This is a genomic window from Synechococcus sp. Cruz CV12-2-Slac-r, from assembly GCF_024346075.1.
Taxonomy (GTDB): domain Bacteria; phylum Cyanobacteriota; class Cyanobacteriia; order PCC-6307; family Cyanobiaceae; genus Synechococcus_D.
In genome coordinates this window covers 1-12,288 of record NZ_JAGQEK010000044.1, presented here as the reverse complement: position 1 = coordinate 12,288, position 12,288 = coordinate 1, and the positions used below count along the sequence as shown (strand labels likewise).

13 protein-coding genes are annotated in these 12,288 nt (G+C 50.3%); all 13 read right to left on the bottom strand.

The features are described from left to right. Window positions 1–37 precede the first annotated feature (37 nt). Window positions 38–1,543 carry an NADH-quinone oxidoreductase subunit M gene (locus KB557_RS05375; RefSeq protein ID WP_255132029.1) on the bottom strand — a complete coding sequence of 502 codons (1,506 nt, stop codon included), beginning with the start codon at window positions 1,541–1,543 and terminating at the stop codon, window positions 38–40. 7 nt (window positions 1,544–1,550) lie between these two features. Beyond that, window positions 1,551–3,407: an NAD(P)H-quinone oxidoreductase subunit F gene (locus KB557_RS05370; protein ID WP_255132026.1), complete on the bottom strand. Its 1,857-nt coding sequence runs from the start codon at window positions 3,405–3,407 to the stop codon at window positions 1,551–1,553. A gap of 4 nt (window positions 3,408–3,411) precedes the next feature. Continuing rightward, window positions 3,412–3,849 carry a ferritin-like domain-containing protein gene (locus KB557_RS05365; RefSeq protein ID WP_255132024.1) on the bottom strand — a complete coding sequence of 146 codons (438 nt, stop codon included), beginning with the start codon at window positions 3,847–3,849 and terminating at the stop codon, window positions 3,412–3,414. Between the two features lie 6 nt (window positions 3,850–3,855). Further along, a complete protein-coding gene (locus KB557_RS11195; protein ID WP_315856197.1) occupies window positions 3,856–4,374 on the bottom strand; it encodes a BMC domain-containing protein in 519 nt (172 codons plus the stop codon). Between the two features lie 64 nt (window positions 4,375–4,438). Further along, on the bottom strand, window positions 4,439–4,690 hold the full coding sequence (locus tag KB557_RS05355) for a carboxysome peptide B (RefSeq protein WP_255132022.1): 252 nt from the start codon (window positions 4,688–4,690) through the stop codon (window positions 4,439–4,441). Next, window positions 4,690–4,968, bottom strand: a complete 279-nt coding sequence (locus KB557_RS05350) for a carboxysome peptide A (RefSeq protein ID WP_255132019.1) — start codon at window positions 4,966–4,968, stop codon at window positions 4,690–4,692. Before KB557_RS05350 ends, KB557_RS05355 begins: the two co-directional genes overlap by 1 nt. A gap of 1 nt (window position 4,969) precedes the next feature. Next, entirely contained in the window at window positions 4,970–6,454 is a 1,485-nt protein-coding gene (locus tag KB557_RS05345) for a carboxysome shell carbonic anhydrase (RefSeq protein ID WP_255132031.1), read from the bottom strand. Further along, window positions 6,454–8,772, bottom strand: coding sequence for a CsoS2 family carboxysome shell protein (locus tag KB557_RS05340; RefSeq protein WP_255132017.1), 2,319 nt, complete (start codon window positions 8,770–8,772; stop codon window positions 6,454–6,456). Before KB557_RS05340 ends, KB557_RS05345 begins: the two co-directional genes overlap by 1 nt. A 68-nt stretch (window positions 8,773–8,840) precedes the next feature. Next, window positions 8,841–9,182: a ribulose bisphosphate carboxylase small subunit gene (locus KB557_RS05335; protein WP_255132014.1), complete on the bottom strand. Its 342-nt coding sequence runs from the start codon at window positions 9,180–9,182 to the stop codon at window positions 8,841–8,843. 49 nt (window positions 9,183–9,231) lie between these two features. After that, a complete protein-coding gene (locus KB557_RS05330) occupies window positions 9,232–10,641 on the bottom strand; it encodes a form I ribulose bisphosphate carboxylase large subunit (protein WP_255132011.1) in 1,410 nt (469 codons plus the stop codon). Between the two features lie 67 nt (window positions 10,642–10,708). Beyond that, the gene (locus KB557_RS05325) at window positions 10,709–11,023 is read right to left on the bottom strand and encodes a BMC domain-containing protein (protein WP_106499478.1); all 315 of its coding nucleotides are present in this window, start codon (window positions 11,021–11,023) and stop codon (window positions 10,709–10,711) included. A gap of 156 nt (window positions 11,024–11,179) precedes the next feature. Then, the gene (locus KB557_RS05320) at window positions 11,180–11,464 is read right to left on the bottom strand and encodes a P-II family nitrogen regulator (protein ID WP_255132009.1); all 285 of its coding nucleotides are present in this window, start codon (window positions 11,462–11,464) and stop codon (window positions 11,180–11,182) included. 3 nt (window positions 11,465–11,467) lie between these two features. After that, window positions 11,468–12,288: sodium-dependent bicarbonate transport family permease (locus tag KB557_RS05315; RefSeq protein ID WP_255132007.1), on the bottom strand; the 821-nt coding region annotated here is incomplete at its 5' end.

Sequence of the window (12,288 nt, the reverse complement as noted above, 5' to 3'; positions counted from 1 at the left end):
TCAGAAAAACTAACTAGTTCAGATGGGATAATTGGCATTAGCTTGCTCCTGAAAACAATTGGGCCATAGCGCCGGTGGCGGCATCACTAATGCCACCAAGCCCAGCAGGTAATAGGCCAAGGGCAATCACTGCTATTGCAAGAGCTAGTGCAGGAATTGTTTCCCGCGGGGCTACAGGAGCTAGCTGCACATCTAATCGTTTTTGGATGGCTGGATCTTCCTCAGGGGTAATTGCTAAACGGCCAAAAAATGCGCGGTTAACAAGTAAGAGAAAATAAACAGCCGTTAAACCTGATCCCACCATACAAAGCAAAGTAGCTAAAGGATAAATTTGAATACTGCCCCTAAACACAAGGAATTCAGAGATAAAGCCAGCCATTCCCGGCAGCCCAGCACTAGCCATAACTCCAAGGATCATTAATGTGCCGGTGAAAGGCAAACCCAGTTCTGGATTTAGTAAACCCCGCAATACTTCAAGGTCGCGAGTGCCTGTTTTGCGATAAACAACTCCCACCAACAAAAACAAAAGGGCAGAAATTAAACCGTGGCTCACCATTTGAAATACTGCACCCATCAATGCAACCGGTGTTGCAGCTGCAGCCGCGAGAAGCACATAACCCATATGACCAACTGAGCTAAATGCCACCATGCGTTTCATATCTCGCTGAGCAATTGCGGCAAGTGATCCATATAAAACTGAAATAGCGGCCCAAATCGCCATAGCAGGAGCAAGCACAGCCCAAGCATCAGGAAACATACCTAGACCAAAACGCAACAGACCATAAGTTCCAAGTTTCAACAACACTCCAGCTAGCAAAACCGAAACTGGCGTAGAAGCTTGGGTGTGTGCATCTGGTAGCCAACTATGGAATGGCACAAGCGGAATCTTGATACCAAAACCCACCAACAAGCAACCGAGCAAAATCAATTGGCTGCCCATGCCAATCCGCTCGGTTACAAGCGGGCTCAAACTAAAATCAACACTGCCATTAATAAAGGCGAGGCCTAAGAAAGCAGTTAAAATTAAAACACCTGATACAGCAGTAAATAATAAAAATTTTGTTGCAGCATACACTCTTTGGCTGCCGCCCCAAATTAATATCAGAAGCCACAATGGAATCAATTCAAGCTCATAAAAGATCAAGAAAAACAAGAGATTATTAGCAACAAATGCCCCATTAACAGCGAAGCTGATTAATAAAATTAAAGCAAAATAAAGCCGCGGTCTCTCACTTAATTCTCTTGTGCAAACCGCTGCCACAAGCGTAAGTGCGGCATTGAGGAGCACCAGTGGCAATGAAAGCCCATCTATCCCCAATTCGTAGCGCAAACCCAAACGCTCTACCCAGCTAAATGATTCCTGCAACTGCATTCCAGGCAGCTCAAGATCAAAGGCAAAAAGTAGTCTTATACTCCATAACAATTGCAATACCAACACAACAATTGCAATACTGCGCATGCGTGTTGGCGCTAACTCGCTAGGCAAAAGCAAGAAGAGCAGGGCTCCAAAAAGAGGAATCAATAGCAGGATAGATAGCATCATTTACTCCTCAGCCCATCGACCACACAAGAGAAGCCAGTAGAAGCACAATCCCTAATACTGCCGTGAGCACATAGGTTTGCATCTGGCCGCTCACCGCTAGCTTTAAGCCCTCGGCTCCTTGCATAGATAAACCACCCAAACGATTAGCTAGGCCTGTTACAACCTCCTGATCAAAACGATTGGTTAGATCTGCAAAACCCGCAACCAAGCGAACAATTGTTGCTCGATACAACTTATCTGTATAAAAATCGTAAGCAAGAAGATCCTGCACTGCCCGCAATGGTTTTAATACAGAACGCGACCAGAAGCGATCAAGACGCACCAAGCTTCCTGCCACTACGCCCAGAGCGCCACTTGCAACAACTAAGACAACGCTAGAAGTATTAATTGCCGCCAATCCAGGCACAGGATTAAGGCGTTGAAAAACAAGTGGGAGAAGAAGAACCATCACTGACAAGCTCACCATAGGTAAAGCCATCAACCAACCCACCTCAGGGGCCCTGCGGGTTTTGGGGTGGGGTGTATCTAAGAAAACCTGGCGATAAACCCGCACTAAATTAAAAGCAGTTAATAGGTTTGTTGATAGCACCACAGCAGCTAGGAATGGATGGCTGGGCAAAAGGGCCTGCACAAGCAATCCAAAACACCAAAAACAACCCAGAGGGAATAAACCCGTTAGGCCAGCACCTGCCACAAGAAAGGCGCTCGTTGTTGCAGGCATGCGGGCACCTAAACCTCCCAATTCAGTAAGATCCTGACAATTAGTGGTGCAAATAACACTGCCAACACCCATAAAGATCAGTGCTTTTGCTAGGCCATGGGCGAATAAAAGCAGTAATGCAACTGCGGGTTGCTGAAGAGCAATAGCAATAAAAACCAAACCAAGATATGAACTAGTGCCATAGGAAAAAGCACGCTTAAGATCAACTTGGGCTATGGCAACTAAAGCTCCACCAATAGCACTAATTGTTCCTACTACTAATAAAACATTTACAGCTAAGGGAGAAAACCGCAGTAGGGGCATTACCTTCAGCAGAACTAAGGCGCCGCAGGTAACCACTGCGGAATTACGAAGGATTGAGGCAGGATTTGGCCCTTCCATGGCCTCATCTAGCCAAAGATGCATCGGAAACTGGGCGCATTTACCCATAGGTCCGGCGATTAGGCCTAGGCCGATCAAACTGCCAGCCAAAGGAGATAAAGCGCCGCTAGCAGTGGCGGTGGCGCTCCATTCATAAAGATCATTAAATTCCAAAGATCCCGCCCATGCAGAAAGGGCAACCATTCCCATCAAAAGCAATACATCTCCAACACGCTTTGTAAGAAATGCATCCCGCGCAGCTGTAACAACCAATGGCTGGGCATACCAAAAACCAACAAGCAAATATGTTGATAAAGTAAGCATCTCCAATAGGAAGTAGCTGAAAAACAAATTACTACTTAAAACCACACCCGCCATCGCACCTTCAAAGAAACCAACAAGGGCATAAAAGCGAGCAAGCGACCACTCCTTATCTAAGTAGCCGAGGGCAAAAACCTGCCCCAGCAAACTCATTGCTGTAACAAATTCGAGTGCAGCTAAATTAGTAAGGCTTAATTCAAATCCGATTTGCAAGTTCATATCACCAACACCAAACCAGCCAAACTGCAAATGCTGAGCCCCTATCTGCAATATTTGTTGCAGCACCAAGCTGCCATGAATAACCCCTAGAAGAGTCATTATTAAATTCAAGTAAGCCGCCGGCCTAGGACCTTGGCGCTTAAACCAACCGGCTGCCCATGGAAGCGACAAAAGCATGCCACTAAATCCATAGAGAGGGATCAGCCACACATACTGAATAGATAAGGGAAGATCTGGTTGCATAAACCTAAGATTCCTGTAAAACCTTCAACCAATTAACTAATTCAGCAGCGTGCTGTTGCTCTTCTTCAAGTAAAGACTTGAAAAAATTAGCATGCAAGTGATCACTGATTAATAAACAAAATCGCATTGATTCAGTATAATGAAATATGAGATCATTTTCAAGTTGAATATCGGCAAGCAATAAACCCTCTAAATCTTCAGCTGAACTAACAGGCCTCAATTGTGATGCAGCAGGAGCCACTCCTAGGGAAAGCATGCATTGAATAATGCGTTCGCTGTGCTGCATCTCAGCCCCTGCTTCGCTGCGAAACAAGGCAGCTGGTTCATTCAGCTGCCAAAGATCAGCTAGGCAGGCGTGGGTTATGTATTGCTGAACGGATGTTAATTCAAGGCTTAAGGCCCTACCTAGGGCCGCTAGAACCCTCGGATGAACAGAACCCATCTGCTATCAGCTCCTGCGGGTGTCGCTTGCGATAAGGGCAGGTTCAACTTCAGCGTGGGGGCGAGCAATGATGTGAGCGGCAACCAAGCCATCACCAACGCGTTCGCAGGCATCAGCGCCAGCTCTAACCGCCGCGTTAACAGCGCCCGTTTCACCGCGAACCATGACCGTTACATAACCGCCACCTACGAATTCACGGGCGATCAGGGTTACTTCAGCTGCTTTTGTCATGGCGTCAGCTGCCTCGATCGCTGGCACTAGACCGCGAGTTTCAATCATGCCGAGGGCGATACCTTGAATTGGATTTGTCATGGCTGTTGAAAGACTACGGGTGGAAGGTTTTTTGGGGCTGCTGGTGCTGGTCTTGGGCGGCTCTACTGGAGGCGGCGTTGGAGGTGATGTTGTTTTAGAGGATGGCACGGATTGAGCTGCCGTAGGCAAAGCCTTAGTAACTTCGGCTGGAGTGGAATTTGCATCTGGGCTATTGCGACGGCTAGCCGGCTGGCGTGGTGTTGGAGTTGCCATGGGGAATGGGAATTTACTGAGGTTTGAGCTTCTTGTTGATTAGCTAAGAAGGGTGTTTTCTGGGTCAGCCGTCGGGGGCCCAGAAATCAATAATTCCTCCGATAGTTAGATCTGTAAATATATTTGGATCCGGGCATGCAAAACGGGCCGCTGAACCGCTAGCTGTAAAAACCCAATTCCCAGCGGAGGCACCAACCGGATCAACAGCAACGCTTAGTTTTCCTTTATTACTGCGCAACACCCGCAGGTTCATGTGGCCTAAACCAGCCACCCGATGGGTACAAACAAGGGAGCCGATAACTTGCATAATTTCCATCAATTAACCACCGCTGGAGCTGCTGGTTTAGGTGGCTCAGGTTCCCAATGATCGATGATGCCAACAATTGTTAAATCGCTGGGGTAAGACTTACTACCAGCTGCTTCTCTTGCAGCGGAGCTACCTACGCAGATCACCCAATCGCCCGGGATGCATCCAACTGCATCAACAGCAACTTTTTGGGTACTGCCATCAAGTACTACTTGAAGGTGTTTGTGTTCAAAATCAGGAATGCGATTAGTGGAAACCAAAGGCTTCACAACCTTACAAATAAGCATTTTAATGACCTCCGGGGGTAGGGAAAGTAATGCTGGAACTAACGGTTTCTGCAGCCACAAAACGATCGCGATCTCGAACAGACAACAACAAATGAAGCAAGCCTTGTTGATATAAATCTGAATATCTTTGTTTTATAGCTGCAATAACCCTTTCTCCATGGGAAATAGCCCTTTGCCTTGCGCCAGGCACTTTGCCGCGATAATCAAAACGAACCACCACCGGAATAGGAAGACCGCGAGCAACATTTAAACCCGTAAATATTTTTACTCCCACATCAAGATCTGCAGTGCTCTCTTCAACAGTATCTACATGGGCGAAATAGGTGAGGTTGCGTAGATGAATCTCCTTAAAACCAATGCCAACGCCAATAAAACGCTCGGCATGACCGGCATCAGCGTAAGCACCATCGTGAAATTCCTTCACATAATCGATCTGGGAGATGTTGTTTTCAAACAACCGGGCGATAAAACGCACCATGCCTTGATCAAGTTCCCCTTGAACCGCAGCTTTTACCATTTGCAAGATTTTTTCTCTTGCCCCTTGAGGTGAAAGGGAACAGGTGGATTCATATACATCTTTTGCATCCAGCCATTGATCTAAAGGCGCCTTGCTATCGCGATCCGGCACATGCACCCGAATTGCGTCTGTGTCTGTGTCTATTCCGAGCAGCAACAGATCAACTGAGGCGCCACAACAAAAGCTGTTTTCAACCGCCACCCTGAAAGCCTGTAGCCGTTCCATGCCAGCGGCAGCTGCAGCCGCATCATTAGATGCATGGGCAGCACAACCTTCATGGCTTGGATTTAAAGAACTGAAGTGATACACCACCGCCTTTAGGTAACGGGTGGGTTCGTGGGCGCTGTTTGGTTTTGATTCACGAAAACGTAGATGTTCGGTTTTAACCCAACGATCAACTGTGTTTTCAACATCGAACATCGCGCCGGCATGGGGGCGCCGCCGCACACAGCTAAAGGGGATACGCAAACCAAATGCAATGGCATGGGCTAAGCGGCCATCAGCGCAGGGGGTTATATCGAGCAGATGAAAGCCGCAATCAATTAGTAGCCGTTCAAAATCTGCTGCGCTTGCTCCATCGAGAGGGTCTGTTTCAAAAAAAGACTTGCTGGTTTGTTCGTAGATTTCAAATACACACCACGCAAACAAACGGCGCATATCAAGCTGAGTTACCCATGCCATCTCCAGGATCGGCAATGGCAACTCAAAACCAAGTTGCTCCTTAGCAAGCCGCTGCGCATCCGCGATGAAGCTTCTCTCATGTTGCAAACCAGAGAGCTGCTGCAACACCGGCACAATGCGATCGAAGGACGCCTTTACTCGATAGTCGTAGTTGTGTAGGCGTCCATTGGCGGCAACATCACTCAGACAGTGCTGTGAGCTTGCCCTAGGGCTTGAGTAAACCAACGGACGGCGCCTTGGAGCTGTGGGCCCCATGGGCCTATCGATATAGGAAGCTCGGCGCAACATCAACCGCGGGCACCTCCAGACACAGTGACCAATGAACCTTTATCTGTACTGCCACTAGAACCTGTAACTCGGCAGGTGGGAACTACAACATCTTCATTGCGTTTCTGTTGCATAGCAGCCATGGAATTTTGAATGCCAACCCTGGAGGGATTCCTGCGGCGTGCAGAAGGGCCCTCAGTGCCGGTTACACGCTTGCCGCGATCCCAATCATCGCCAGTAATTTTATGGCCAGAGCCCTCGCCGGTAACCCGGGAAACGGGCTCCTGCTCAGCAGCAACCTGAACTGCTGCACCAGTTTTGGCGCTTACAACAGCTCTACTCGGTGCTGGGGTGCGATCAAAGCGGAATTGTTCAGTGCCTGTTACCTTCCCGCTTGCCATATCGAAGGGTCCGGTGATTCGGCCACCTTGCTCATAGGTGCTTCCGGTAACAGCTCCACCTTTTTGGCGTTGTTCCTGGGCAGAACGGGCAGGGGATTGCACGCTGAAACGCTGCCAATTGGTACCCGCTAGCGGTTGAGGAAAATCAGGCTCAGCGCCGGTTTTTATGCCGCAGGCTCCCTGCAGCTGATCGGCTCCCACATAGGGAGTGCCGGTAACGTTTTCACAGGCACCGCGCTCTGCGCCTGTCATCACTCCACCAATACCTGGTTGCAAACCGGTGAGGGGGCTAGCTGAATTACGCGGAGTGCGGGCCTTGATGCCAGCGGCCGCGCTGGGGGAGCAAAAATTGCCAGCCTGTTCCATACCTATGTATGGAGTACCAGTAACAATTTTGCAGGTACCAGGTTCATCACCGGTAACTTTTTCAGATCTACCGGTATAAGTGCCACTCACAACTTGACTGCGATTTGTGAGGCTAAATCCCACCTTGGCTGGCTCTGGCGTTGGGCTGGAGCCGCAGAAGCGCTCGTATTGCTGGCTACCCACATATTCATCACCGGTTACCAAACGGCAAGTGCCCGGTTCATCACCGGTTACTTTGTCGCTGCGGCCCACATGAGTTCCGGTGATACCCGTTCCGCGCAGAGTGCTCAAACTGCTCACTTTCGTGGCTGCGCGGCCACCAACAGGGGGCTCATGGCCGAGATATTGATCTCCGGTTAGCTGCAAACCGGAACCGCTTTCATCGCCAGTTACCTTCTCGCTGCGGCCCACCATCACACCAGAAACCGCCTGACCACCAAGGGTGTGGCTACGACCCACCTTGCGCACACTTGGAGTAGTTGCTCCGCAGTAAGCAGCGGATTGATTCGCTGAGATGTATTCAGTGCCTGTAACCGATTTACAGGTGCCTGGCTCATCGCCGGTTACCTTCTCACTGCGGCCCACTTCATTGCCAGTAACGCGATTGCCATGGCTGGTGGCACTAACACGCACTTTGGCCGGTTGCTGGGAGGCCGGTTTTGTTTGGCAAAAAGTTTGAAAAACTTCAGCACCAAGATATTCAGTGCCGGTAATTGCTCTGCAAGTGGCAGCTTCGTTGCCGGTGGTTTTTATTGAGCGGTTTGCCTGGGTGCCAGTAACGGTTTGCCCAGCCAAGGTTTCGCTAACACCCACTTTCCAGGTGGCGTCGTCTGCAGCAGTTTGCTTAGAACCATGGCGATTTGGGCCGCTGGGGCGACTAGAGCTATTGCTGCCATTTCCTTTTGCTCTAGTGATTGCTGCGGCGCCGATTTTGCTGCGCAGTTCACGAATTTTGAGAGCCAGCTCGCGGCTGCTGATATCTGGATTGCTCTGACGCATCACAGCAGCGGTGCCGCTTGCTTGGCTGGTGTTAGCTGATTTTCCGCCCTTAGCCAGGGCCTCGCGACGGGCGATCACCAAGGCTCTACTTGGATTGTGCTGGCTGTGGCGACGGGGGGGTTGTTGAGCGTTAGAGCGTGTATTTGTGCTGCGGGTAGGTGTTGAAAAAATTGAAGCGGGAGCAGCTTCAACAACTGCATTGCGCACCGGAGTTACAACAGCTTTTTCAGCCTGTTTTGCAAGATCACTCCTTGTACGATCACCGCTGATTTCAGCTCTCTTCCCCCTACGGCTTAGGGCCTCACGGCGGGCAAGAGCGAGATCTCTACTTGGATTTGAAATGCGATTACGGCTCATGTTGTGGCTGGGGGCAGCCAAATGAAAGCTGGGGGTTGGTTTTGCCGATGCAGCAGAAACCACAACAGCTGGAGTGATGGTGCGGCTAGGTCGCGCCTCTACAGCACTACGCACTCGGCCAGCGCTGCTAGAAAAACGCTTCTCTGCGGTTTTTCCACCACTTGAAAGCGCCATGCGCCTTGCCAGTGCTGCATCGCGACTCGACTGCTGTGCCATATTCGCCCCCTAGAAAAAAAACTTGTGTAATGGTCCCCACCGAAGTGGGGACCGAATTGATGCGCTAATCAGCGCGCTTCGAAAACCACAAAGCAAGAACCTTGGCTTTGGGTGTAGGCGTCGTAGCCCACCAAACGAACGTGGTGGTCGGGGTAGGCACGGTGGCAACCCTCGAGTTCACTAACAATCACGCCCAGATCCTTTTCACCGAAGAACGGCAATTTCCAATACGACCAATAGATCGACATTGAACGGCTGGGATGAACATGTTCCACCACAGGGGTCCAGCCCTGGGCGACGATGTAGGCGATCTGGTCGTAGATCTCGTCCTGGGTCATCGGCGGTAAAAAGCCGAATGTCTCCAGGGTGGCGACTGTTTGATAGTCACCCACGGTGCTCTTAAAGGGCATGGGGATCCTTAGTTGATGAGGTTTAGGGGAAGCCGATTCAAATCAGGCGTTACACGTCGAGCTTGTCAACGGTGTCGAACTCGAACTTGATTTCTTTCCAAGTTTCGAGGGCAATAGCCAGCTCTGGGCTGTGCTTCGCGGCTTCCATAAGGATGTCGCGGCCTTCCTTTTCAATTTCGCGGCCAGCATTGCGAGCCTTAACGCAGGCCTCAAGGGCCACGCGGTTAGCAGCAGCACCAGCAGCGGAACCCCAGGGGTGTCCGTGGGTACCACCACCGAATTGAAGAACGGAATCATCGCCGAAAATTGCCACCAGGGCAGGCATGTGCCAAACGTGAATACCGCCAGAAGCAACGGCAAACACACCAGGCATCGAGCCCCAGTCTTGATCAAAGAAGTTACCGCGGGTGCGGTCTTCAGGAACAAATGATTCCCGAAGTTGATCGATATAGCCAAGGGTGGTTTGGCGATCGCCCTCGAGCTTGCCCACCACGGTGCCGGTGTGAAGCTGGTCACCACCAGACAAACGCAGGCACTTTGCCAATACACGGAAGTGAATGCCGTGCTTGGGGTGGCGATCGATCACAGCGTGCATCGCACGGTGGATGTGCAGAAGCATTCCGTTCTTGCGGCACCACCTCGACAAACCGGTGTTGGCTGTAAAGCCACCGGTGATGTAGTCGTGCATGATGATCGGTTGGTTGAGTTCTTTTGCAAACTCAGCCCGCTCATACATCTCTTCAGGAGTATTGGCGGTGCAATTGAGGTAGTGCCCCTTGCGCTCGCCGGTTTCCTGCTCGGCCAATTTCACAGCTTCTGCAACGAACTCGAAACGGTTCTGCCAACGCTGGAAAGGCTGGGAGTTGATGTTTTCGTCGTCCTTGGTGAAATCAAGGCCACCGCGGAGACATTCATAAACAACCCGACCGTAGTTTTTACCGCTCAAGCCCAATTTTGGCTTGATGGTGCAACCCAGTAAGGGGCGGCCGTATTTGTTCATACGGTCGCGCTCTACCTGGATGCCGTTAGGGGGGCCACCACAGGTTTTGATGAAGGCCAAGGGGAAACGAATGTCCTCTAGGCGCAGATGGCGGAGGGCTTTAAAACCAAAAACGTTGCCCACCAAGGAGGTGAGAACGTTTGTGATCGAGCCTTCTTCAAACAAATCGAGGGGATAGGCGATGAAGGCATAAAAAGCCTCTTTGTCGCCAGGCACCTCTTCGATGCGATAGCAACGACCTTTGTAGAACTCAAGATCTGTTAAAAGTTCGGACCAAACGGTGGACCAGGTGCCCGTGGAGGATTCAGCAGCTACAGCAGCAGCTACCTCTTCCCTTGGAACGCCCTCCTGGCCGGTGCATTTGAAACACGCCAGTAGGTCGGAATCGAGGGGAATGTAGTCAGGAGTCCAGTAAGTGTCCCTGTACTCCTTAACCCCTGCGTCGTACTTCTTGCTCATGGGGAAAAATCAGATGGATTCAGTTGGGGATTGGGTTTCGGTGTCCCTACGGGGGAACTCCTAGGCCTCAGTCCTTGGAACCCAGGAAGTTGCTGCTGCCACCAAGGGCAGGTTCAACTTCACGATGGGGGCGGGCGATGATGTGAGCGGCAACAAGGCCGTCACCAACGCGTTCGCAAGCATCTGCGCCAGCGCGCACTGCAGCGTTTACGGCGCCGGTTTCGCCGCGCACCAAGACGGTTACGTAACCGCCGCCAACAAATTCACGACCGATCAGACGCACTTCTGCGGCTTTGGTCATGGCATCTGCTGCCTCAATCGCAGGCACGAGGCCGCGGGTTTCAATCATGCCGAGGGCAATGCCCATTGTTTCGCTTGCCATTGCCAGCTCCTTAAGGGGGGGCGGAAAGTTCGCCGCTAACACTGCTCCGGCAAAGGCGCATCCGTCAAGACGTTTGGGACCCCTAACCAATCAGCGTCTAAAGGGGGTCACATAAGGAACGCTGATCAGTTCATCTTTTATCTTTACAATTCTTTCTCAAAGAGGTTGAGCATCGGCAACGAATGCAACGCCGCCGTAATAACTCAAAATCGAATTCACAGCTGGCTTCAACTGCTCAATTGTGGCTTCATCGCAAAAAACAATTACATGGGCATTTGCGCCAAGGCCACTGAAATCCATCGATTCCGAAACCACATCGCCACCCCGGCCCTGCCCCGTTACATGGCGCATCACCGAATAGCCAGGGGCGCCGGCTTGCTTGAGAGCGTTAAGCACTTTGTCGAGCTCGCGCTCACTCATGATCAAATCAAGACGTTTCATTAATCAACCTGCAGGGATAAAACGCTGGATAAGCGCCATGTATAAAGGGATACCAACTATTATATTGAAAGGAAAAGTAATACCAAGTGAACTGGATATATAAAGGCTTGGATTTGCCTCAGGCACCGTCATTCGCATGGCGGCGGGTACAGCGATATACGAGGCGCTCGCACAGAGCACCATAAATAGCAAACTATTGCCTTGCCCTAAATCCAGAAAAAGCGCAATTGCCAGGCCAAAAGCAGCATTCAACAAAGGCATCAGCAATGCAAAACCAATTAAGAATGCACCTGCTCGCCGCAGATCGCCAAGGCGTTGAGCCGCGATTATTCCCATATCTAAAAGGAAAAAGCAAAGGACCCCATAAAAAAGTTTGCCCGTGAAGGGTTCCATCTTTTCTATACCGCTCGGATTAAACCAAGCAACTAGAAAACCAATTATCAGGCTACCAACTAATAAATAAACCGAGCTATTAAGGAAAGCCTCTCTCAGCAAAGGTCCCCAGCTTGAATTAACATCACTGCGTCTATTTCGAGCGGCTAATTTAACCAATAGCAGCCCAACTATTATGGCTGGAGATTCCATTAATGCCAAGGCTGCTACCATAAACCCATCGGAGGGAATATTCAATACCCTAAGGAAGCTTTCAGCCGTTATAAATGTAACCGCTGAAATTGATCCGTAAGTAGCTGCAATAGCTGCTGCATTGAATACATCAAAGCGAGTTCTTAGTATAAAAAAGCAGTAGATTGGCACTACAATAGACATTAAAATTGCTGCTGAAATAGTGAAAATAACGCTTCCAGCTAAGCCACTATGTTGAA

What these genes read in the sequence shown, in the direction of transcription:
- KB557_RS05375 (WP_255132029.1), bottom strand. Translation starts at nt 1,543, where the DNA reads ATGATGCTATCTATCCTGCTATTGATTCCTCTTTTTGGAGCCCTGCTC.
- KB557_RS05370 (WP_255132026.1), bottom strand. Translation starts at nt 3,407, where the DNA reads ATGCAACCAGATCTTCCCTTATCTATTCAGTATGTGTGGCTGATCCCT.
- KB557_RS05365 (WP_255132024.1), bottom strand. Translation starts at nt 3,849, where the DNA reads ATGGGTTCTGTTCATCCGAGGGTTCTAGCGGCCCTAGGTAGGGCCTTA.
- KB557_RS11195 (WP_315856197.1), bottom strand. Translation starts at nt 4,374, where the DNA reads ATGGCAACTCCAACACCACGCCAGCCGGCTAGCCGTCGCAATAGCCCA.
- KB557_RS05355 (WP_255132022.1), bottom strand. Translation starts at nt 4,690, where the DNA reads ATGGAAATTATGCAAGTTATCGGCTCCCTTGTTTGTACCCATCGGGTG.
- KB557_RS05350 (WP_255132019.1), bottom strand. Translation starts at nt 4,968, where the DNA reads ATGCTTATTTGTAAGGTTGTGAAGCCTTTGGTTTCCACTAATCGCATT.
- KB557_RS05345 (WP_255132031.1), bottom strand. Translation starts at nt 6,454, where the DNA reads ATGTTGCGCCGAGCTTCCTATATCGATAGGCCCATGGGGCCCACAGCT.
- KB557_RS05340 (WP_255132017.1), bottom strand. Translation starts at nt 8,772, where the DNA reads ATGGCACAGCAGTCGAGTCGCGATGCAGCACTGGCAAGGCGCATGGCG.
- KB557_RS05335 (WP_255132014.1), bottom strand. Translation starts at nt 9,182, where the DNA reads ATGCCCTTTAAGAGCACCGTGGGTGACTATCAAACAGTCGCCACCCTG.
- KB557_RS05330 (WP_255132011.1), bottom strand. Translation starts at nt 10,641, where the DNA reads ATGAGCAAGAAGTACGACGCAGGGGTTAAGGAGTACAGGGACACTTAC.
- KB557_RS05325 (WP_106499478.1), bottom strand. Translation starts at nt 11,023, where the DNA reads ATGGCAAGCGAAACAATGGGCATTGCCCTCGGCATGATTGAAACCCGC.
- KB557_RS05320 (WP_255132009.1), bottom strand. Translation starts at nt 11,464, where the DNA reads ATGAAACGTCTTGATTTGATCATGAGTGAGCGCGAGCTCGACAAAGTG.